Source organism: Pseudomonas sp. WS 5411 (assembly GCF_012985595.1).
Classification (GTDB): Bacteria; Pseudomonadota; Gammaproteobacteria; order Pseudomonadales; family Pseudomonadaceae; genus Aquipseudomonas; species Aquipseudomonas shahriarae.
In genome coordinates this window covers 233,446-255,524 of the sequence record NZ_JAARMC010000005.1, presented here as the reverse complement: position 1 = coordinate 255,524, position 22,079 = coordinate 233,446, and the positions used below count along the sequence as shown (strand labels likewise).

The following is a 22,079-nucleotide window of genomic DNA, read 5'->3' as shown; positions in this document are numbered from 1 at the left end:
ATTTGGGGGGCCGCCGCGATGGGCCATCCATGGCCCAGCGCGGCTAACCCGGCGTCCTGCCGGGTTACCCCCCAAATCAATATCGGATGACGGCCAGCGTGGTTTAACGGGGCGCCTAAGATCAAAATCAAAGCGAGGCGGCCTGACAGCCGACCTGATCGTCGTGGCGTACGCGGATTCCTGTGGGAGCTGGCTTGCCTGCGAAGGCGGTGTCTCAGTCGATAAATGTATTGGCTGATACACCGCCTTCGCAGGCAAGCCAGCTCCCACAGGGGAGAATGCAGCTTCGCGCCCCGGCTTTGCTGTTGCTCTGCTTTTGATCTTGATCTTGGGCGCCCCGTTAAACCACGATGGCCGCAGGCAGGTATTGCGCAGTGGGCAACCCGGCATGGATGCCGGGGTAGCCGCGACACGGCCAGGGATGGCCGATCGCGGCGGGCCCACGGAGCAATGCCTGACTGCGGGCATGCCGAGCCTAGGCGAGGCACCGAGTGGTGGGGCAAGAGCCCTTTTGGTTACTTTTGGGGCTCTTTTCCAAAAGTGACCCGCCGTAAGGGCGGAACCCTAAGTGGCCGTGACCGCAGCAACGGATATGTATACAAACCCAGAAAAGAGTGGTGTAGATACTCATGCCGCGATGGCGGTATATCAGGTTAGGAATACTTGCCTGACACACCTCTATCGCAGGCAATCCAGCTCCCACACTGTCAGGGTCGGTAGAGGTGGGCGTGCCCTGCGCGATACAGCGAGGATTCGCTGAAGCTGTCACTGGCCAGCACCCGCCCCACCACAATCAGCGCGGTGCGCCTGAACCCCTTGGCTGCCACTTTGCTGACAATATCCGCCAAGGTGCCAATCGCCCAATCCTGATCCGGCCAGGTCGCCCGGTGTACCACGGCAATCGGGCAATCTGCACCGTAATGCGGCAGCAGCTCGGCGACGATGTTCTCCAGGTGATTGACCCCCAGATGCACGGCCATGGTAGTGCCGTGGCTGGCCAGGCTGTCGAAGGACTCCCCCGCAGGCATCGTGGTTTTATCGGCATAGCGGGTCAGGATCACGCTTTGGGCGATATCCGGTAAGGTCAGCTCCGCCTCCAGCAACGCGGCACAGGCGGCCACGGCGGTGACGCCGGGAATGATCTGGAAGGGAATCCCCAGTGCGCGCAAATGGCGGATTTGCTCGCCAATCGCGCCATACAGGCTCGGATCGCCAGAATGCACCCGCGCCACGTCCTGGCCCTGTTCATGGGCATGCTTGATCAACTCAATGATCTGCTCCAGGTGCAGTTCGGCGCTGTTGACCAGGGTTTCGGCCTGATGGCCTTCAAGCACGGCGGCCGGCACCAGAGAGCCGGCGTAGATAATTACCGGGCAACTGCGGATCAGCCGCTGGCCTTTGACGGTGATCAGTTCCGGGTCGCCGGGGCCTGCGCCGATGAAGTAGACGGTCATGGAGGATTCCTGTGAAAAAGCCGGCGAGGCGGGCTGCAGATGAAGACCGCTCATGATCAAGGAAGCGGATTATCGGGAATTCAGCCCGCGCACGCCAATGCAAAGGTGGCTTGCGGGCTTTTCTGGCGGTTGATCAACAGGCGGGCAGGGCGCTGGGCCAAGTGCTCGGCCAGGGCCAGGGCGGCGCTTTCGGCGATGCCGTGGCAGCCGGTATGGGCAAACGCGACAGCAGAGCGGTGGCTCAATTGCGCTTCGTGGATCGCCAGCTGCTCGGCACTGAAAAACTGCAGTGGCAACCTCAAGTGTTCGGCCAGGGCCAGTAACCCTGGCTCATCCTGTTTACGGTCGATACTCGCCAGTGCGCTGATGTGCCGAGGGTCGATTCCCGCGCCAGCCAAGGCTTCATTGAACAGCGCCAATAGCGCCGCGACGCTGCAGCCACGCTGACAACCCAGGCCGACCACCAGGGTCGGCGCGGTGGTGGCTGCTGTCATGCCGAGTGCTGGTCGTCGCGATTGCGCCGGAACAACCAGGCGCTGATCAGGCCCAGGGCCAGCCAGAACGCAACGTTGGTCAGCTGCGACGCGATCTTGAACTGCGCTTCCAGGGCCTGCGGGGCGAGCATCGAGTGCACTTCGGGCTGTGGCGCGCCAATCACATGGGGCACCGCCAGGATCGCCACGCCGAGGATCTTCAGCAGCCAGTTGCGACCAAACACAATCAACGCGATACCGGCGGCGGTGGAGGCTGCCGCGCCGATCCACCAGATCTGCCGTTGCGCCAGGTCCGCCGCAGCGGTGCCGGGCAGTTCCGGTGGCAGGCCGAGGGTCGGTGCCAGCACAAAGGTGGCGTAACCGGCCAGGCCCCAGAGCAGGCCCTGGGCGGTGCGGGTCGGAGCGCGCAGGGTGTACAGGCCGGCGAGCATCAGCGCAAAACCTACGGCGACCACCAGGTTAGCGCCGGTGGTGGACAGCACGCGCTGCCAGCCGTCTTCCGGTTCCCAGGCCTCGGCGTCGTGGCTGTGGGCCGCAGCACCAGGCGCATGCTCATGCACTTCGGTCGTGGCCGGGGCGTTTTCGTAGGTTTCCGCCTGCAGAATCAGCGGAGCCACCCAGAAACTTTGCAGCAGGGTCAGCAGCAGGGCGGCCAACAGGCCGGTGAAACCTGCGGTTTGCGCAATTCGCTTGATCATGGTTGCAGGTCTCAATGGCACGGGAAGGCGGCGCTGTGGCGCGTATCGTGGGCGGCGTTGTGCACGGCCTCGATATGGGAGAACCCGGCGAAATACACCAGGCACGCACCGAGGATCGACGCGCCGATAGCGGCGGTCAGGCGTTGGCTCAAGGTGGCGGAGCGGCTGGCGGTGTGTGAGGTGCTACTGATGATCGACATGGCACGTCCCTTTCGAGTGGCAGGGTGACACGAGCGCATGAAAACCCCGCGAGCCGGGCACGCAGGGTTCTGAACAGCGCCCGCCCACCGCGGGTTTGTTATTTGATTTTTCGGGCCGGTCTCCGGGCTTGCGAGGGGGCTCTTCTGAGTCCTGAAAGCATCGCCTTCCCATGCCAAAAGCACAGTGGCTGTGACGCTTCGCTCGCTTACCGTTGCGGGGGCAGCACCGGATTGGTCATGCATGCATGATTGACCGGTTTCCCGTTTCACCCTGTAAAGGGCACCCGAAACAAGATGTGTAGGAGAGCATGGGCGCGGGACGGTCGTCAATCTGTAGCTGGGCACTGCGGCTCTTCGCATGGTTTTGAATTGACCGTCCCTCAAGCACTGCGTAGCCTTGCACCTTCGAGGTTCTTCGGCTGCGGTCGAAGCTAAGAAGGGAACGCGGTCCAAGCCGCGGCTGCCCCCGCAACTGTAAAGGGTTTATCTGACTGCCACGCCACTGCCAATACGGCGGGAAGGCGCAGCCAGCGCCAGCCGCAAGGCCGGCAAGCCCCAAGCCAGGAGACCTGCCTCGCAACCGATTTTCCATTTCAACCGGGCGGGGTGATCCGGTGACGAATCCAGCACCTGCGCGCCGCCGCAGGGCCAGTCGTCCCGTATGCCCGCCCCAAAGGGCATCCGATGAAAACACTGGCCAAACTCCCCGTCACTATCGTCACCGGCTTTCTCGGCTCGGGCAAAACCACCTTGCTGCGCCACATGCTGGACAACGCCCAGGGTCGGCGCATTGCTGTGATCGTCAACGAATTCGGCGAACTGGGTATCGACGGCGAGATCCTCAAGCAGTGCTCCATCGGTTGCACCGAAGAAGAAGCCAGCGGCCGCGTGTATGAACTGGCCAACGGCTGCCTGTGCTGCACCGTGCAGGAAGAGTTCTTCCCAGTGATGCGCGAACTGGTGGCCCGTCGTGGCGACCTCGACCATATCCTCATCGAAACCTCTGGCCTGGCGCTGCCCAAGCCCCTGGTCCAGGCCTTCCAGTGGCCGGAAATCCGCAGCGCCTGCACGGTTGACGCGGTGATCACCGTGGTCGACAGCCCGGCCGTGGCCGCTGGCACCTTCGCCGCGTTCCCGGACCAGGTCGACGCCCAGCGCAAACTGGACCCGAACCTGGACCACGAATCGCCACTGCACGAGTTGTTCGCCGACCAACTGGCCAGCGCCGACCTGGTGATCCTCAACAAAACCGACCTGATCAGCCCTGAAGACCTGGCCCGTGTACGCCTGGAAGTCGCCGAAGAACTGCCGCCAGCAGTGAAAATCGTCGAAGCCAGCAGCGGCCGCCTGCCTCTGGATGTGCTGATTGGCCTGGGTGCCGGCTCCGAGGAGCATATCGACGGGCGCCATAGCCATCACGATCATCACCACGAAGGTGAAGACGACCACGATCACGATGCGTTTGACTCCATCTCCATCGACCTGCCACAGGCTGATGAAGCGCTGCTGCTGGACGCCCTGACGCAATTGGTGGTGCAGCACGGCATCCTGCGGGTCAAAGGCTTCGCCGCAATCCCCAACAAGCCGATGCGCCTGTTGATCCAAGGTGTGGGCACGCGCTTCGACAAGCATTTCGACCGGGCCTGGGGCGCCGACGAAGCGCGCATCACACGGTTGGTGCTGATCGGCCAGGACCTGGATGCGGCGGGCCTTGAAGCGCAATTGCGCGCCGCGCTCAGCGTTTAACCATGCACCTGCTCAGGACCCAGCCCGGTGGCTTCGTCTCCGATGACAACATCGCCGACCTGGGACAAACCCCCGCCGAGCTGGTGATCCTGTGCAGCGGCGATTCCAGCCTGGCGTTGCTGGCCGAAGCCGCCCAGCAACTGCCCGACGACTACCCGAGCCTGCGCCTGGCCAACCCGATGCAGGTGCAGAACCACGCCTCGGTGGACCTGTATGTGGATGAGGTGCTGCGCCACGCCAAGGTCATCCTGATATCCCTGCACGGCGGCATCGGCTATTGGCGCTACGGCATCCAACGCCTGGTGGAGCTGGCCGAGCAGGGCGTGCAGTTGATCCTGGTGCCGGGGGATGATCGCCCCGATCCCGAACTCAGCGGCCTGAGCACCGTGGGTGTGGTGGAGCGTGACCGCCTGTGGCACTTTCTGCGCCAGGGCGGGCTGGGGAATGCGCTGGATTTCTATCGTTGCCTGGCCAGTAGCTTCCTGGGCCGCGATTACCCGTGGGCCGAGCCGCAAACTCTGCCGCGCACCGCAATCTATCACCCGCGCGCCGCCAATGCGCGTCTCAATGACTGGCAGGCGGACTGGAACGCCGATTGGCCGGTGGCAGCGGTGCTGTTCTACCGCTCGCACTTGCAGGCGGCCAATACCGGTTTTATTGATGTGTTCTGCCAACGCTTGCAGGCGGCGGGCCTTAACCCGCTGCCGATGGCGGTGGCCAGCCTGAAAGAGCCCGGCTGCCTGACAGTGGTCGAGGATTTGCTGGATGAGGTCGGGGCGGCGGTGATTCTGAACACCACCGGCTTTGCCCAATCCAGCCCCGAAGCGCCCCATCTGCGGCCGTTTCGCCGCAATATCCCGGTGATCCAGGCGATCTGCGCCCAGGACAACCAGCCCGGCTGGGAAGCCAGCGAGCAGGGCCTCGGCCCGCGTGACCTGGCGATGCATATTGCTTTGCCGGAGCTGGACGGGCGCATCATCAGCCGCCCGATCAGCTTCAAGGACCTGGCCTGGCGCAGCGAGCGCAGCCAATCGGACGTGGTGTGCTACCGCGCGGCCCCCGAGCGCATGGACTTTGTCGCCGAACTGGCGCGGCGCTGGGTCGAGCTGGCACGGGTGCCGCATGCCAACAAGCGCATTGCGCTGATCCTCGCCAACTACCCGACCCGTGATGGGCGCATCGGTAATGGCGTGGGCCTGGACACCCCGGCCGCGGCCTTGAATATCCTGCGGGCCCTGCAGGCCGAGGGTTATCCGCTGCCGGATGCATTGCCGGCCAGCGGCACTGCGCTGATCCATGACCTGCTCGGCGGTGTCACCAACGACCTGGACAGCCTCGACCTGCGCCCCTGCCATCAAAGCCTGGGCCTGGACGAATACCAGGCGATGTTCAATCGCTTGCCCGAGGCCAACCGCCAGGCCGTGCTGGAACGCTGGGGCACGCCTCATAACGATCCGATGTGCCGCGACGGGCGCATGATGATCGCCGGCCTGCGCCTGGGCCTGACCTTTGTCGGCATCCAGCCGGCGCGGGGCTACCAGGTGGATGCCAGCGCGGTGTACCACGACCCGGACCTGGTGCCGCCCCACGCTTACCTGGCGTTCTATTTCTGGCTGCGCCACACCTACGGCGCCCATGGCGTGATCCACGTCGGCAAGCACGGCAACCTGGAATGGCTGCCGGGTAAAGGCGTCGGGCTGTCCGAGAACTGCTGGCCAGATGCATTGCTGGGACCGCTGCCGAACATCTATCCGTTTATCGTCAATGATCCGGGCGAGGGTGCCCAGGCCAAGCGCCGGACCCAGGCGGTGATCATCGACCATTTGATGCCGCCGCTGACCCGTGCCGAAACCTATGGCCCATTGCGCAATCTGGAACTGTTGGCGGATGAGTATTACGAGGCGCAGTTGCTCGACCCGCGCCGCGCCCTGGAGCTGCAAAAGGACATCCTCAAGCTGGTGCGCGAAACCCGCATCGATCAAGAGCTGGAACTGGATAACGAGGCTGACGCTGCCGTCTGGCTGCCGCGCCTGGACACCTACCTGTGCGATCTGAAGGAGTCGCAGATCCGCGACGGCCTGCATATCTTTGGCGAGTCGCCCGAAGGTCGCCTGCGTATCGACACCTTGCTGGCCCTGCTGCGCATTCCGCGTGGCGATGGGCGGGGTCCGCAATCAAGCCTGCTGCGGGTATTGGCCAAGGCCTTTGAGCTGGGCTTTGACCCGCTGGACTGCGCGCTGGCCGAACCCTGGACCGGGCGCCGCCCCGAGGTGCTGCAGAAGATCGACGGGCAGTTGTGGCGTACCGCTGGCGATACTCGCGAGCGCCTGGAGCTGTATGCGGCGCGGTTGATCGAACAGGCGCTGGAAGGTCCGCTCGAACAGCTTGAGGAGCCGGGCTGGGAGGAGGTGAAATCGGTGATCGAAAGCCTGCGCATCGTCGTCGCACCGCGCCTGGATGCCTGTGGCCCAGCGGAAATGCATGGCTTGCTGGAGGCGTTGAGCGGTCGTTTCGTGCCGGCGGGTCCCAGTGGTGCGCCGAGTCGTGGGCGCCTGGATGTGCTGCCGACCGGGCGCAATTTCTTCACCGTCGACGTGCGTAACCTGCCTACCACGACTGCCTGGCGTATCGGCTTCCAATCCGCAAACCTGATGCTTGAGCGGCACCTGCAGGACCATGGTGACCATCTGCGTCAGTTGGGGCTTTCCGTGTGGGGCACCGCGACCATGCGCACCGGCGGTGACGATATCGCCCAGGCCATGGCACTGATGGGCGTGCGTCCGGTGTGGGCCACGGGCAGCCAGCGTGTCGATGATTTTGAGATATTGCCCATCAGCTTGCTCGACCGCCCGCGAGTTGACGTCACGCTGCGGGTGTCGGGGTTCTTCCGCGATGCGTTCGCCAACCTGATCCGCCTGTTCGATGCTGCGGTGCAGGCGGTCGCGGCGCTGGATGAGCCGGACGACCTGAACCCCCTGGCGGCCAAGGTGCGCAGCGAGCGCGAGGCGCTGCGCAAGTCGGGCCTGGATGAAGAGGCTGCGGCCAAGCAGGCCGGCTGGCGCATTTTCGGCGCCAAGCCTGGGGCCTATGGCGCGGGTGTGCAGGGCGCGATTGACGGTCGCCTGTGGCAAAGCCGCGAAGACCTGGCCGAGGTCTACCTGAATTGGGGGGGCTACGCCTATGGCGGTGCGGATGAAGGCACCGCCGCCCGTGAACAGTTCGCCCAGCGCCTGAGCCAGGTGCAGGCCGTGCTGCAGAACCAGGATAACCACGAGCACGACTTGCTCGACTCCAATGACTATTACCAATTCCAGGGCGGTATGCTCGCCGCCGTGGAAACCCTCAGTGGCGCCAAGGCCGCCAGCTACCATGGCGATCATAGCCAGCCGGACTTGCCGAAAATCCGCACGCTGAAGGAGGAGCTGAACCGGGTGATCCGTTCCCGCGCCGCCAACCCCAAGTGGATCGAAGGGGTCAAGCGCCACGGCTATAAAGGTGCGTTCGAGATGGCGGCGACGGTGGACAATCTGTTCGCCTTCGACGCGACCACGGCGCTGATCGACGACCACCAATATGCATTGCTGGCCGATGCCTACCTGCTCGACCCCGACACCCGGGCGTTTGTGCAACAGCACAACCTCGCGGCCTTGCGCGACATGACCGAGCGCATGCTGGAAGCCCAGCAGCGCGGTATGTGGCAGGCACCGGGGGCGTACCGCGAGGCATTGGAAAACCTGTTGCTGGACATAGAAGAAGACAGTTGATGACTGACATCCCCCATTTCCCACTGTCGGCAGTGGTCGGTGCCGACGACCTGAAGCTTGCCCTGTGCCTGACCGCCATCGACCCGAAGATCGGTGGCGTGCTGATCGAAGGCCCGCGCGGCATGGCCAAGTCTACCCTGGCCCGCGGCCTGGCGGACCTGTTGGCCAGCGGGCAATTCGTCACCTTGCCGTTGGGCGCCACCGAAGAGCGTTTGGTAGGCACTCTGGACCTGGATGCGGCGCTGAGCGAAGGCCGTGCGCAGTTTTCCCCTGGGGTGCTGGCCAAGGCCGATGGCGGGGTACTGTATGTGGATGAGGTCAATCTACTGCCTGATCATCTGGTGGACCTGCTATTGGATGTAGCCGCCAGTGGCACCAACCTGATCGAGCGCGACGGTATATCCCACCGGCACTCGGCGCGTTTTGTGCTGATCGGCACGATGAACCCGGAAGAGGGTGAATTGCGTCCGCAGTTGCTGGATCGGTTCGGTTTCAACGTGGCATTGAGCGGGCAGACTTTGCCGACCGAGCGCGGGCAGATCATCCGTCGGCGCCTGGATTTCGATAGTGATCCTGGGGCGTTCTGTGCGCAGTGGGCTGACCAGCAAGCGGCGCTGCGTGCGCGTTGCACCCAGGCCCGTGCACGCCTGGAAAGCATCGCCCTGGATGACCAGGCCCTGGCGCAGATTACCGAGCGCTGCTTTGCCGCTGGTGTGGATGGCCTGCGCGCCGATCTGGTGTGGTTGCGCGGGGCGCGGGCCCATGCGGCGTGGCGTGGGGCTGCGGCCATCGCTGAAGAGGATATAGAGGCCGTTGCCGAATTTGCCCTGCGCCATCGTCGCCAGGAGCATTCATCTGCCGCCCACCCGCCGGAAAATGCGCCGGCGCCCAAACCCACTGACCCCAGCAGCGGCCAGGGACAGTGGGGTGAAATGCCTCCGTCTACACAAGTAACGGGTGCCCGCCGTGAAATACCCACCTGGCCAAAAAAGCCCTAGGCATTCGCCCCCGACCTGACGCGGGGGCGGATGCCCGGCCCAAGGCGGGTCGACTGGATCAAGGCAGGCAAGGGCGGGCGCGCAACGGCGCCGAGGGGATGGTCAATTGGCCGGGCACCTTGTTGGGCGGGCGACCACAATCGCGTAAAGACCTGGTGTACTGCAACCGCAGCCGTGCCTCCCATGAGCTGTGGCTGGTGATTGTCGATGCCTCGGCGTCCACTCGGCGGCATCAGGCGCTGAGCGATGCCAAGGGCTTGCTCGCGCAGGTGTTCGACGACGCCTATCGGCAGCGGGCGCGACTGGCGTTGTTGACCGCCAGCGGGCAAGTGCCGAGCTGGCAGGTACAAGGCTTTAAAGCGGCCAAGGGCCTGGGGCGTTGGCTGGATGGCCTGGGCGCCGGCGGAGGGACGCCGCTCCTGGCGGCGTTGACCGAGGCCGGGCATTGGCTGGCGGCGCGGCGCAAGCGCTATCCGGCTGAACAGCAGCGGTTGCTGGTGATTACCGATGGCCGGCTCAAGGATATTGGTCAATTGCCGACGTTGGATTGCCTGGGGCTGTTGGTGGATATCGAACGTGGGCCGATCCGGCTGGGGCGGGCGCGGGAGCTGGCCGCCGGGTTGCAGGTGGATTATCGGCATATTGATAGCCTGTAGCGCTGCTGCTATCGCTATCGCGAGCAAGTCCGCTCCCACATGTGGCCGCGTACATCCTTTGGAATGCGCTTGAATGTGGGAGCTGGCTTGCCTGCGATAAGGCCCTCAAACCCACCGCAAAACGATCAGCTAGCCCCCGGCACATTCGGCCAAAGATCCGCCACCAGAAACAGCCGCTCCGCTTCCTCCCAATCCCCGCCGTTCTGCATCATGCGCACCAACAACTGCGCCGGCGCCATCGGGTCCAGGTCGACCAGCCAGCGCTGCATCTGCTCTTCACTCCAGATTTCTTCCGCCGGGTAATGCGCCGGCGCCAGCCAGGCATGGCGCGGCAGGGGCTGCCAGCGGCCCGGCGGGCTGGCCTGGATAAAGTCCTGCCAATCGCGCTGATGCAACCAGCGCCCGCGCAAATGCTGGGGATGGGCGCCGAGGGGCGGGGCGGCCTCGCCGGGCCAGGGGTACAACAGGTAGCCGCCGAGCCACAGATGGGCGGTGAACTCCTGGATATCCAGCGTCGCCAGCACCTCCCGGCTTTGCGCCCTGGCCGAGATGGGCAGTTGGTGGTCTGCCAGATGCGCCAGCTTGCGATCCAGGCGGTCGTGACAACCCGGACCCAGCCATTGCGCGGTGTCCTGGCCGTTGCCGTCCTGGGGGCCGAGGTAAAGCTTGATCGCCAACTCCAGATGATGCACGCCGTCACGGTCGCGCAGCAGCATGTCCAGCTCACCCAGGGTGTGCCCGGCCTGGCGGATCGGCAGGTTGGCCGCCAGCAACTCCACGCCAGGGGCGTGCTGCACGGCAAATTGCCACAGGCGTTCGTAATACAGGCCCAGGCGCCGGGTGCGTGCCAGGCTCAGCCAATGCAGCAGGGCGCTACTGTCCTGGTCCAGGCGCCTGAGCCATTGCTCCAGGGCCGCAGGCTGCTGCACCCAGTCACTGCCGGCCAGGGGGTGACGTTGCGGCCAGGGCGTCTGCGCGAGCATCGGCGGGGCGAGGATCACCCACGCCAGGTCCCGCACTGCGGGATGACGCAATTGACGGGGCAGAGGCTGCAGGTCGGGAAACGGATTCATGGTCCGAGCATAGCTGTTTCCTACTCGCCGCGTGACCCCTGGAAGTGTTGAGAACCGTTGTCGTCTGGGGCCTGGGGCGACAAAGGATTTTGTCTAATGCGGCCTTTCGCCCATAATCGTTCTTTTTGCCAGACCCAAACCCTGCAGGAGCCCCATGGAGCAATTTCGCAATATCGGCATCATCGGTCGCCTGGGCAGTACCCAGGTTCTGGACACGGTCCGCCGGCTGAAAAAGTTTCTGCTTGAGCGCCACCTGCATGTGATCCTCGAAGACACCATCGCCGAGATTCTGCCGGGCCACGGCCTGCAGACCTCGTCGCGCAAAATGCTCGGTGAAGTCTGCGACATGGTGATTGTGGTCGGTGGCGACGGCAGCCTGCTGGGCGCCGCCCGGGCCCTGGCGCGGCATAACGTGCCGGTACTGGGGATCAACCGGGGCAGCCTGGGGTTCCTCACCGATATCCGCCCCGACGACCTGGAAGTTGAAGTGGCCAAGGTTCTGGACGGCCACTACCTGGTGGAAAACCGCTTCCTGCTGCAAGCCGAAGTGCGCCGCCATGGCGAAGCCATCGGCCAGGGCGATGCCCTCAACGATGTGGTGCTGCACCCCGGCAAGTCGACGCGGATGATCGAGTTCGAGCTGTATATCGACGGCCAGTTCGTCTGCAGCCAGAAGGCCGACGGCCTGATTGTCGCCACGCCCACCGGGTCCACGGCCTATGCGCTGTCGGCCGGCGGGCCGATCATGCATCCCAAGCTGGATGCCATTGTGATCGTGCCGATGTACCCCCATATGTTGTCTAGCCGACCGATTGTGGTCGATGGCAACAGTGAGTTGAAAATCGTGGTCTCCAAAGACATGCAGATCTACCCGCAAGTTTCCTGTGACGGGCAGAACCACTTCACCTGCGCCCCCGGTGACACCATCACCGTGAGCAAAAAGGCGCAGAAGCTGCGGTTGATCCACCCACTGGATCACAACTACTACGAAGTGTGCCGCACCAAGCTGGGCTGGGGCAGCCGCTTGGGGGGTGGAGGCGACTGATGCTCGATCCCGCGCGTAGCTACGACCTGATTGGTGACGTGCACGGTTGCGCTCATACCCTTGAGCACCTGCTCGACCAGATGGGTTACCACAAGCAGGGCGGCGTCTGGCGCCACCCATCACGCATGGCGGTGTTCCTCGGCGATATCATCGACCGTGGCCCGCGCATCCGTGAGGCGCTGCATATCGTCCACGACATGGTCGAAGCCGGCCAGGCGCTGTGCATCATGGGCAACCACGAGTTCAACGCCCTGGGCTGGAGCACCCTGGCGCCGCCCGGCAGTGGCAAGCAGTACGTGCGCGAACATTCGCCACGCCACGCGCGGCTGATCCACGAGACCCTGACCCAGTTCGAACACCACCCCGGCGACTGGCATGACTTCCTTGGCTGGTTCTACGACATGCCGTTGTTTGTCGATGCCGGGCGTTTCCGCGTGGTGCACGCCTGCTGGGATTCGGGATTGATCGAGCCGCTGCGCCGACAATTCCCCGACGGCTGCATCGACGAGCATTTCCTGCAGGCGGCGGCGGTGCCGGGCAGTTTTGCCTGCAACGCCTTCGATCGCCTGCTGCGCGGCACCGATATGCGCCTGCCGGACGGCCTGACGCTGACCGGCGGCGATGGTCTGACCCGTTCGTTCTTTCGCACCAAGTTCTGGGAAGACGACCCGAAGACCTACGGCGATATTGTGTTCCAACCGGATGCCTTGCCCGATCCGGTGGCCCGCACGCCGTTGTCTTCGACCGAGAAAAACTCCCTGTTGCGCTATGGCGTCGATGAACCCTTGCTGTTTGTCGGCCATTACTGGCGCAGCGGCAAACCGGCGCCGATCCGCTCGAACCTGGCCTGCCTGGACTACAGCGCAGTGCTCTACGGCAAGCTGGTGGCGTATCGCCTGGATCAGGAAACCTGCCTGGACCCCAACAAGTTCGTGTGGGTCGATGTCGAGCGCCCTGAGGTGATTCATGAGTAACGTGGCCGTTTTACGCTTGCCGCTGACGGTTGACCTGGCTGGCTTCGTCAAACTGTTGCAGCGCATGCAGGTGCCCCATCGCGTCAGTGAAGAGGCAGGCGAGCAGGTGCTGTGGGTGCCGGACGCGATCAGCGAAGACGTGCGCAGCCTGTATCAGCGCTTCCCGGCCGGCGATCCGGACCAGCAGCTGGATATTCCCCAGGAACCGGTAGCCAAGCGTCCCGGCTTCCTCCAGCAACTGCGCCACAGCCCGCTGACCGCGGGTGTGTTGCTGCTGAGCCTGGTCGTCGCTGCGGTCACGATGCTCGGCGACAACCTGCAAGCCATGAGCTGGCTGACGTTCCTGAATTTCCACGTGGCCGGTGAGTACCTGTATTTCACGCCCCTGGCCGACAGCCTGGCGGCAGGGCAGTGGTGGCGGTTGGTCACGCCGATGCTGATCCACTTCGGCATCCTCCACCTGGCTATGAACGGCATGTGGTACTGGGAGCTGGGGCGGCGCATCGAGGCCCGTCAGGGCAGTATCAACCTGCTGGGCCTGACGATGCTGTTCAGCCTGGCCTCCAACTATGCGCAATACACCTTTGGCGGGCCCGGCCTGTTCGGTGGCCTGTCCGGCGTGTTGTACGGCTTGCTCGGCCATTGCTGGATCTACCAATTGCTTGCGCCCAACTCGGCGTATCGCCTGCCGCGCGGCGTGCTGGTGATGATGCTGGTGTGGCTGGTGCTGTGCCTGTCGGGCCTGGTCTCGATGATCGGCTTCGGCGAAATCGCCAATGCGGCCCATGTCGGCGGCCTGGTGGCGGGTTGCATCACCGGTTTGCTCGGCGGGTTGTACAGCCGCCATAAACGTAACGCTTGAATCTCTGCCCATTATTGAAGGAAGAGTCTTATGTCCTCTTTTGCTGAAATGATCGAAAACATCACCCCGGATATCTACCAGAGCCTCAAGCTCGCCGTGGAAATCGGTAAATGGGCCGACGGCCGCAAGCTCACTGCCGAACAGCGCGAGCTGTCGTTGCAGGCCATGATCGCCTGGGAGCTGCAAAACCTGCCGGAAGACCAGCGCACCGGCTATATGGGCCCGCAGGAATGCCAATCGAAGTCGACCCCGGTGGAAAACATCCTGTTCAAGTCGGATGCCATCCATTGATTGAGATTGGCCGTGGTGCAGTCAGCAAGATGTCGGCGCAACTGGGTTCGCCGACCGTTCAATACGCTTTTCGCCTGGGCGACACCGAGGTGCCGGTCAACCCGTTGATTGGCACTCATATACGCCTGGAATACCTCGGTGCGATCCACTGCACCCATTGCGGACGCAAGACCAAGACCAGCTTCAGCCAGGGCTATTGCTACCCGTGCATGACCAAGCTGGCCCAGTGCGACCTGTGCATCATGAGCCCCGAGCGCTGCCATTTCGATGCCGGCACTTGCCGCGATCCGGCCTGGGGCGAGAAATTCTGCATGACCGACCATGTGGTGTACCTGGCGAACTCGTCGGGGATCAAGGTCGGCATCACCCGCGCCACCCAGTTGCCCACGCGCTGGCTGGACCAGGGCGCGAGCCAGGCATTGCCGATCATGCGCGTGGCCACGCGCCAGCAATCGGGCTTTGTCGAAGATGTGCTGCGCAGCCAGGTCGCCGACAAGACCAACTGGCGCGCCTTGCTCAAGGGCGACGCGGCAGCGGTAGACCTTGCGCAGGTACGCGACGAGCTGTTCGTTTCCTGCGCCGACGGCCTGCTGCAATTGCAGGAACGCTTTGGCCTGCAGGCCATCCAACCGGTAACCGATATCGAGCCCCTCGAAATCCGCTACCCGGTGGAGCAATATCCAGCCAAGATCGTCAGTTTCAACCTGGACAAGAACCCGATTGCCGAAGGCACGCTGCTGGGGATCAAGGGCCAATACCTGATCTTCGACACCGGCGTTATCAATATTCGTAAATACACGGCTTACCAGCTCGCCGTGCATCAGTAGAAGGATTTCACGCATGCGCACCGAACAACCGAAGATGATTTACCTGAAGGACTATCAGGCGCCCGAGTACCTGATCGACGAGACTCACCTGACCTTCGAGTTGTTCGAGGACCATAGCCTGGTCCACGCGCAGCTGGTGATGCGCCGCAATCCCGAGCGCGGCACCGGCCTGCCGCCGCTGGTGCTCGATGGCCAGCAGTTGGAACTGCTGAGTGTGGCCCTGGGTGACCAGGAACTGAGCGCCACCGACTACCAATTGAGCGAGAGCCACCTGACGTTGCAGCCGACCAGTGACAGCTTCACGGTCGACACCAGCGTGCGCATCCACCCGCAAACCAACACCGCTCTTGAAGGCTTGTACAAGTCCGGTGGCATGTTCTGTACCCAATGCGAGGCCGAGGGCTTCCGCAAGATCACCTACTACCTTGACCGCCCGGACGTGATGAGCACGTTCACCACCACGGTGATCGCCGAGCAGCACAGCTATCCGGTGCTGCTGTCCAACGGCAACCCGATTGCCAGCGGCCCCGGTGAAGACGGTCGGCACTGGGCGACCTGGGAAGACCCGTTCAAGAAGCCGGCCTACCTGTTCGCCCTGGTGGCCGGCGACCTGTGGTGCGTCGAAGACACGTTCACCACCATGAGCCAGCGCACCGTCGCGCTGCGCATTTATGTCGAGCCGGAAAACATCGACAAGTGCCAGCACGCCATGAACAGCCTGAAGAAGTCCATGCGCTGGGATGAAGAAGTCTATGGTCGTGAATACGACCTGGATATCTTCATGATCGTCGCCGTCAACGACTTCAATATGGGCGCCATGGAAAACAAGGGCCTGAACATCTTCAACTCCAGCGCCGTGCTTGCCCGCGCCGAAACCGCGACCGACGCCGCGCATCAGCGCGTCGAGGCCATCGTCGCCCACGAATACTTCCACAACTGGTCGGGCAACCGCGTGACCTGCCGCGACTGGTTCCAGCTGTCGCTCAAGGAAGGCTTCACGGTGTTCCGCGATTCGCACTTCTCTGCGGATATGAACTCGGCCACCGTCAAGCGTATCCAGGATGTGGCCTACCTGCGCACCCACCAATTCGCCGAAGATGCAGGGCCGATGGCCCACGCTGTGCGCCCGGACAGCTTTATCGAAATCTCCAACTTCTACACCCTGACCGTGTACGAAAAGGGTTCGGAAGTGGTCGGGATGATCCACACCTTGCTCGGCGCCGAGGGCTTTCGCAAAGGCAGTGACCTGTACTTTGAACGCCACGACGGCCAGGCCGTGACCTGTGATGACTTTATCAAGGCCATGGAAGACGCCAACGGTGCCGACCTGACCCAGTTCAAACGCTGGTACAGCCAGGCCGGCACGCCACGCCTGGTAGTGAGCGAGTCCTACGACGCTACCGCCAAGACCTACAGCCTGACCTTGCGCCAGAGCTGCCCGCAAACCCCGGACAACGTAGAAAAACTGCCATTCGTGATTCCGGTGGCCCTGGGCCTGCTGGACGCCAATGGGGCCGACCTGCCGTTGCGTCTGGCCGGTGAAGCGGCGGCGCAGGGCACTTCGCGGGTGTTGTCGGTGATTGAGGCCGAGCAGACGTTCACCTTCGTCGATATCCCTGAACAACCCTTGCCGTCGCTGCTGCGTGGCTTCTCGGCGCCGGTGAAGCTGAGCTTCCCCTACAGCCGTGACCAGTTGATGTTCCTGATGCAGCACGACAGCGATGGCTTCAATCGCTGGGAAGCGGGTCAGCAACTGGCGGTGCAGGTGTTGCAGGACCTGATCGGCCAACACCAGCAGGGCCAGGCCCTGGTGCTGGATCAACGGCTGGTCAATGCGCTGCGCAGCGTGTTGAGCGACGAAAGCCTGGACCAGGCCATGGTCGCCGAAATGTTGTCGTTGCCGGGTGAAGCCTACCTGACCGAAATCAGCGAAGTGGCTGACGTCGATGCGATCCACGCTGCCCGCGAGTTTGCGCGCAAGCAGTTGGCCGATAACCTGTTCGAAGGCCTGTGGCTGCGCTACCAGGCCAACCGCGACCTGTCGCGCAACACGCCTTACGTGGCGTCGGCCGAGCACTTCGCGCGCCGCGCCCTGCAGAACATCGCGCTGTCTTACCTGATGCTCAGCGGCAAGCCCGAAGTACTGGCGGCGACCCTGGAGCAGTTCGACGCGTGTGACAACATGACCGAACGCCTGACGGCATTGGCGGTGCTGGTCAACTCGCCGTTCGATGCCGAGAAGGCCAAGGCCCTGCAAGTGTTTGCCGAGAACTTCAAGGACAACCCCCTGGTCATGGACCAATGGTTCAGCGTCCAGGCCGGGAGCGTGTTGCCGGGCGGGCTTGCACGGGTCAAGGCCCTGATGCAGCACCCGGCGTTCAATATCAAGAACCCGAACAAGGTACGCGCGCTGGTCGGCGCCTTTGCCGGGCAGAACCTGATCAACTTCCATGCAGCCGATGGCTCGGGCTATCGCTTCCTGGCGGACCTGGTGATCGAGCTGAATGCCTTCAACCCGCAGATCGCCTCGCGGCAGTTGGCGCCACTGACCCGCTGGCGCAAATACGACAGCGCCCGTCAGGCGCTGATGAAGGCTGAGCTGGAGCGCATCCGTGGTTCGGGCGAGCTGTCCAGCGATGTGTTCGAGGTGGTCAGCAAAAGCCTCGCATGACGGCCGACTCACCACTGGCCGCCTACCAGCGGGCCCTGGCCGATGGTTTTGTGGCAGACGACGCGCAACGCCGGGCGGTCGAGGCGTTGCAGGCCTGCCATGGGGCATTGCACCAGGGCGCCGACGCACCGGTCACCGGCGTTTATCTGTGGGGGCCGGTGGGGCGGGGCAAGACCTGGCTGATGGATCAGTTCCACCAGAGCCTGCGGGTGCCCGCGCGGCGCCAGCACTTCCATCACTTCATGGGCTGGGTCCATCAACGTCTGTTCCAGTTGACCGGCACCCCGGACCCTTTGCAGGCCCTGGCCCGCGAGTTGGCCGGGGACGTGCGGGTGCTGTGTTTCGACGAACTGTTCGTCAATGACATTGGTGACGCGATCATCCTCGGGCGCCTGTTCCAGGTGATGTTCGACGAAGGGGTGGTAATGGTCTGCACCTCCAACCAGCCACCCGGGCAGTTGTACGCCGACGGTTTCAACCGCGAACGCTTCATGCCGGCTATCGAGGCGATTGAGGCCCATATGCAGGTGGTGGCGGTAGACGGCAGTGAGGATCACCGCTTGCATCCGGGCACCGCCGAGCAGCGCTACTGGGTCGATCAACCACAAGCATTGGCCGCGGTTTTCCAGCGTTTGAGCGCTGGACAAGCCTGCAGTGAGGCGCCGGTTATGGTCGGTTCGCGGCGCATTGTTACGGTGCAGTCCAGCGAAACGGTGTTGTGGTGCCGCTACGCTGATCTGTGCGAACAACCGCTGGCGGCCATGGATTTCATGCAGCTGTGTGATCGCTATAGCGCCATATTGCTCGGCGAAGTGCCCGGGCTGAGCGCCTCGACACGTCCTGGGCGGATTGCCCGTGGTACCGAGGATGGTGCCCAGCGCGTGGAGGCGGGCGACCGCGAGCTGCCGGCGTTGTCGGTGCACGATGACAGTGTGCGCCGGTTTATCGCCCTGGTGGATGAGTGCTACGACCGCAAGGTCCCGCTGTACATCGAAGCCAGGGTGCCCTTGGCCGAGTTGTACACCGAGGGTTACCTGGAGTTTGCGTTCCGCCGCACCCTCAGTCGTTTGCAAGAAATGCAGTTGCAACGCTTTGGTCAGTAGTGGCCATTGGCCCACTGACACAATCATTTGCCTGATGGCTTTTTCCCGCGCCAAGTTGTAGTTAATCTCCTTCATCTAACCCCTACACCCCGCTTACAATCGAGCTTTTGCGGGGAGCTCATCCCTGCCGGGCAGTTATCGAGGAAGGAAATGGAAGCCGCAGAAATATTGGTGCTGCAAGCCAGCTACAGCAACTCCGTGCACGCCGAGGCCATTGGCCTGTTGCTCAACCACTATGCACAAGACCCCATGGGCGGTGGCCATGCCCTGTCCGCCGACCTGCTGCAACAATTGCCGGCGGAATTGGCCAAGCGTCCCCATGCCTTCAGCGTGCTGGCCTTTGTTGGCGGCGAGCCTGCCGGGCTTGTTAACTGTTTTGAAGGGTTTTCGACCTTTGCCTGCCGGCCGCTGGTCAACGTGCATGATGTGGTGGTCAAGGAATCGTTCCGAGGCCTGGGCCTGAGCCAGAAAATGCTGCAAAAGGTCGAGGAAATCGCCCGCCAGCGCGGTTGCTGCAAGATCACCCTGGAAGTGCTGGAAGGTAATCCAGTGGCGCAGGCGTCGTACCGCAAATTTGGCTTCGATGACTCGATCTTCGACCCTGCCCATGGCCGCATGCTGTTCTGGAGCAAGGCCCTCTAAATCCTCAGGTCGTTCCCGCGCTCCCCTTGGGAAGGTTCGACCAGGCAAAAAAAAGCGCCCCGTACAGGGCGCCAAATTGACCTTCACCACCAGAGCATAATGGTGCCGGGTATTACTCGTGCATCAGCCTTTGGGTTGCTCAGCATCCCGCGTGTGTTGGGTGGATCCGGATTCAGCACCCTTGGCGTCGGCAGCCGCCGTCTGTTCGGTGTCGCTGTGGATTTGTTTCTGGGTGAAGCTGAAATTATCGAAGTGCTCCTTCACGCGCTCAGCGCCGCCTTCGGCGAAGGCGGCAGCGGAGGTCAGGCCCAGCAGGCCAGCGAGCATCAAGGTTGAAAGTTTCATCGCAGGTATTCCCATTAAAAGTGATCGTGTCTGCACCGTCCCTGGTCAGATTTATGGGAATAGTCTGTAGGAAGCTAATTAAGTGGGGGTTAACGTCAAGCACATCCAAAGTTAACCGCAGGGGTTAACTCTGGACGGGGCGCGGGTCGTTTACTTCTGGACCACATTCCGGGGTGTGGTACTGGCTTTGGGCTTGATCAGGCTGAAGTCGATCAAGGCCTTCTGCGAACGCTGGTAGGGATCGCCGATCAGCAATGGCCGTGGCTTGAAGCTGTCGCTGACCAGGCTGCGGCTGCGGTCCAGTTCGTCGAAACTCAAGCCGGCCAGGTCGGCCCAGGTATGAATCAACTGCGAGCTGCTGTAGGGCCGTTGTATATCGCCCTGCATGTTCCAGTCGTGGGTGGCGCGCCACTTCGGCGAGGCCCAGGTCATGAAGGGGATGGTGTACATCGGGGCTGTCGGCTTGCCCTCGTTGCGGCCCAGGGTGTCATGGCCCGCCGAGTCGAACACATCCTCGCCGTGGTCGGAGAGGTACAGCAGGAAACCATTGGGGTCGGTCTTGGCGTAGTCCTTGATCAGGCTCGACACCACGAAGTCGTTGTAGCGCACTGCGTTGTCATAGCTGTTGTAGGTCGGCAGTTGGTCGTCACTGACCGCGTCCGGGACACCCTGGCGGTCGGTAAAGGTGTCGAAGCTTGGCGGGTAGCGGTACTGATAGCTCATATGGGTACCCAGCAGGTGCACCACGATCAGCTTGCGCTCGGCCTTGTCGGCCAGGGCCTTGGAGAACGGCTCCAGCACGTCGCCATCGTACTGGCGGGCGTTCTGGTTACGGTTGTTGTTGAGGTACACCTGCTCGTCGGCCTGTTCGGAGAACGTGGTGAGCATGGTGTTGCGCTTGGTCATGGTCTGCTGGTTGGTGATCCAGAAGGTCTTGTAGCCGGCCTGTTTCATCATGCTGACGATGGAAGGGGTCTTCAGATACAGATCCGGATTGTCTTCATCGGCAAAGGTCAGTACCTGTTGCAGCGCCTCGATGGTGTAGGGGCGCGGGGTGATGACGTTGTCGAACACATCCAATTGGTCACGCAGCTTGTCCAGCTCCGGCGTGGTCTTGCGCGGGTAGCCGTAGAGGCTCATGCGCTGCCGGTTGGTGGACTCGCCGATCACCAGCACCAGGGTCGACGGTTGGCCGGCCATGCTGTCCTTGAAGTTGCTCAGGGGCGGGATCTTGCTGACGTTGTCGAGCATGCCCTGCATGTTGTTCAACTGCTGGGTGTAGCGGCGATAGGCAACAATCATCTGCCACGGCACGGCAGGTTCGACTCGGGTTTCGAAGCCGTCGATGGCCCGTTCCAGGGTGTCGTTGGTGGCAATCTGCTTGACCAGCGGATAGCCGACAATCGCCAGCACAATGGCCGTCGCCGCGACCATTGCCCGGCCCCGGGGCAGGTAGACCGGGCGCACACGGGTCCAGAGGAAGACGGCCAGGGCGGTGTGGGCAATAAAGGCCAGCACGATCCACCAGGCAAAGTATTGCGTTGCATACTCGCCGGCTTCAGAGATGTTCGACTCGAACATGATGAAGATGACGCTCTGGGAAAATTCCTGCTGGTAAATAAAGAAGTAGCCCAGGCTGGCCATGGAACAGGCCCACAGCACCACACCGATCAGCGCGGCGAGTAGCCGGGCGCGACGCGGGAACAGCAGCATGGGTGCCAACCACAGCGCACTCATGAAGAACGCCTGGCGGAAACCACTGAAGCCCGAGGTGCCGGTCAGTTGGATCAGCAGTTGGGTAATACCGGAGAAATACCAGAAAAACAGGAACATCCAGCCCAGGCCGGCCCAATCAAACCCTTTTGCAGACTTCGTGCTCGCCATGCAGCGCTCCAACCCGATAATTGCCGCCGCCCATGCGCGAGGCGGCGTTCTGGCGCAGGATTATCGGGAAGGGCGGGTGAAAAGTTTGTGAGTTGGACCTGGGGTTCAGCAGGTAATGGCTTGGTTTGCCAACTGAGCCTGCAACTGCGCCCGCAGACGGATCACTTCCTGCTGCAACTGCTCGCGTTCGTCCTTCAGCTGGCGCAGTTCGTCGCGACGGACGGTGACGTAGAGGGTCTGTGGCGGGCGTGTCATCTGTGCTGTGCGCATTGCTTACCTCGCAAATAGCCGGTGTATCGCGGTGCCAGAGCGCTTGAGTCGAGGCCCTCGGCAGGAGTCTGGGGCGATTCTG

At 62.9% G+C, this 22,079-nt stretch carries 20 protein-coding genes and 2 riboswitches; of the genes, 12 read left to right on the top strand and 8 right to left on the bottom strand.

The window, feature by feature from the left end; all coding sequences use genetic code 11:
• Nucleotides 1-707 precede the first annotated feature (707 nt).
• From cobM to HBR93_RS11525, 4 genes are all read right to left on the bottom strand, one after another.
• On the bottom strand, nt 708-1,454 hold the full coding sequence (gene cobM, locus HBR93_RS11540; protein WP_169960358.1) for a precorrin-4 C(11)-methyltransferase: 747 nt from the start codon (nt 1,452-1,454) through the stop codon (nt 708-710).
• A gap of 80 nt (nt 1,455-1,534) precedes the next feature.
• Nucleotides 1,535-1,948, bottom strand: a complete 414-nt coding sequence (locus HBR93_RS11535; RefSeq protein ID WP_057959412.1) for a cobalamin biosynthesis protein — start codon at nt 1,946-1,948, stop codon at nt 1,535-1,537.
• A complete protein-coding gene (locus HBR93_RS11530) occupies nt 1,945-2,646 on the bottom strand; it encodes a CbtA family protein (RefSeq protein WP_128593044.1) in 702 nt (233 codons plus the stop codon). The genes HBR93_RS11535 and HBR93_RS11530 overlap by 4 nt, the downstream gene beginning before the upstream one ends.
• Before the next feature lie 11 nt (nt 2,647-2,657).
• Nucleotides 2,658-2,846 (bottom strand): CbtB domain-containing protein, encoded by a 189-nt coding sequence (locus tag HBR93_RS11525; protein WP_057436758.1) that lies wholly within the window; start codon nt 2,844-2,846, stop codon nt 2,658-2,660.
• Nucleotides 2,847-2,941: 95 nt separating this feature from the next.
• Nucleotides 2,942-3,149: riboswitch (cobalamin riboswitch) on the bottom strand.
• An 88-nt stretch (nt 3,150-3,237) separates the two neighbouring features.
• Nucleotides 3,238-3,438, top strand: a riboswitch (cobalamin riboswitch).
• Nucleotides 3,439-3,530: 92 nt separating this feature from the next.
• On the opposite strand from HBR93_RS11525, the gene cobW reads away from it, so the two are divergent.
• From cobW to HBR93_RS11505, 4 genes are read left to right on the top strand one after another with little or no spacing between them, the layout of a single operon-like run.
• Nucleotides 3,531-4,592 (top strand): cobalamin biosynthesis protein CobW, encoded by a 1,062-nt coding sequence (gene cobW / locus HBR93_RS11520; protein ID WP_057436756.1) that lies wholly within the window; start codon nt 3,531-3,533, stop codon nt 4,590-4,592.
• A gap of 2 nt (nt 4,593-4,594) precedes the next feature.
• Nucleotides 4,595-8,356, top strand: a complete 3,762-nt coding sequence (cobN, locus tag HBR93_RS11515; protein WP_169960357.1) for a cobaltochelatase subunit CobN — start codon at nt 4,595-4,597, stop codon at nt 8,354-8,356.
• A complete protein-coding gene (locus HBR93_RS11510; protein WP_115128301.1) occupies nt 8,356-9,354 on the top strand; it encodes an AAA family ATPase in 999 nt (332 codons plus the stop codon). Before cobN ends, HBR93_RS11510 begins: the two co-directional genes overlap by 1 nt.
• Before the next feature lie 53 nt (nt 9,355-9,407).
• Nucleotides 9,408-10,010, top strand: coding sequence for a VWA domain-containing protein (locus HBR93_RS11505; RefSeq protein WP_169960364.1), 603 nt, complete (start codon nt 9,408-9,410; stop codon nt 10,008-10,010).
• A gap of 125 nt (nt 10,011-10,135) precedes the next feature.
• Here HBR93_RS11505 and HBR93_RS11500 read toward each other — a convergent pair whose 3' ends face one another.
• Nucleotides 10,136-11,083, bottom strand: coding sequence for a DUF1853 family protein (locus tag HBR93_RS11500; RefSeq protein WP_120733220.1), 948 nt, complete (start codon nt 11,081-11,083; stop codon nt 10,136-10,138).
• 154 nt (nt 11,084-11,237) lie between these two features.
• On the opposite strand from HBR93_RS11500, the gene HBR93_RS11495 reads away from it, so the two are divergent.
• The 8 genes from HBR93_RS11495 (at nt 11,238) to HBR93_RS11460 (ending at nt 19,498) form a co-directional block, all read left to right on the top strand.
• Nucleotides 11,238-12,128: an NAD(+) kinase gene (locus HBR93_RS11495; RefSeq protein WP_010210870.1), complete on the top strand. Its 891-nt coding sequence runs from the start codon at nt 11,238-11,240 to the stop codon at nt 12,126-12,128.
• A complete protein-coding gene (locus HBR93_RS11490) occupies nt 12,125-13,102 on the top strand; it encodes a metallophosphoesterase (RefSeq protein ID WP_164844814.1) in 978 nt (325 codons plus the stop codon). The genes HBR93_RS11495 and HBR93_RS11490 overlap by 4 nt, the downstream gene beginning before the upstream one ends.
• Nucleotides 13,095-13,964, top strand: coding sequence for a rhomboid family intramembrane serine protease (locus HBR93_RS11485; RefSeq protein ID WP_169960356.1), 870 nt, complete (start codon nt 13,095-13,097; stop codon nt 13,962-13,964). The genes HBR93_RS11490 and HBR93_RS11485 overlap by 8 nt, the downstream gene beginning before the upstream one ends.
• A 30-nt stretch (nt 13,965-13,994) precedes the next feature.
• Complete coding sequence (locus HBR93_RS11480; RefSeq protein ID WP_057436741.1) at nt 13,995-14,255, top strand: DUF1315 family protein; 261 nt, start codon at nt 13,995-13,997, stop codon at nt 14,253-14,255.
• Nucleotides 14,252-15,082, top strand: a complete 831-nt coding sequence (locus HBR93_RS11475) for a DUF2797 domain-containing protein (protein WP_057436738.1) — start codon at nt 14,252-14,254, stop codon at nt 15,080-15,082. Before HBR93_RS11480 ends, HBR93_RS11475 begins: the two co-directional genes overlap by 4 nt.
• Before the next feature lie 13 nt (nt 15,083-15,095).
• A complete protein-coding gene (gene pepN / locus HBR93_RS11470) occupies nt 15,096-17,753 on the top strand; it encodes an aminopeptidase N (RefSeq protein WP_169960355.1) in 2,658 nt (885 codons plus the stop codon).
• A complete protein-coding gene (gene zapE / locus HBR93_RS11465) occupies nt 17,750-18,856 on the top strand; it encodes a cell division protein ZapE (RefSeq protein WP_057959421.1) in 1,107 nt (368 codons plus the stop codon). Before pepN ends, zapE begins: the two co-directional genes overlap by 4 nt.
• Before the next feature lie 150 nt (nt 18,857-19,006).
• A complete protein-coding gene (locus tag HBR93_RS11460) occupies nt 19,007-19,498 on the top strand; it encodes a GNAT family N-acetyltransferase (RefSeq protein ID WP_169960354.1) in 492 nt (163 codons plus the stop codon).
• Between the two features lie 123 nt (nt 19,499-19,621).
• Here HBR93_RS11460 and HBR93_RS11455 read toward each other — a convergent pair whose 3' ends face one another.
• The 3 genes from HBR93_RS11455 to HBR93_RS11445 form a co-directional block, all read right to left on the bottom strand.
• Nucleotides 19,622-19,843, bottom strand: a complete 222-nt coding sequence (locus HBR93_RS11455) for a hypothetical protein (protein WP_057436731.1) — start codon at nt 19,841-19,843, stop codon at nt 19,622-19,624.
• Between the two features lie 150 nt (nt 19,844-19,993).
• Entirely contained in the window at nt 19,994-21,727 is a 1,734-nt protein-coding gene (locus HBR93_RS11450; protein WP_169960353.1) for a phosphoethanolamine transferase CptA, read from the bottom strand.
• Nucleotides 21,728-21,832: 105 nt separating this feature from the next.
• Nucleotides 21,833-21,997 (bottom strand): DUF6026 family protein, encoded by a 165-nt coding sequence (locus HBR93_RS11445; protein ID WP_157717204.1) that lies wholly within the window; start codon nt 21,995-21,997, stop codon nt 21,833-21,835.
• Nucleotides 21,998-22,079: the final 82 nt, after the last annotated feature.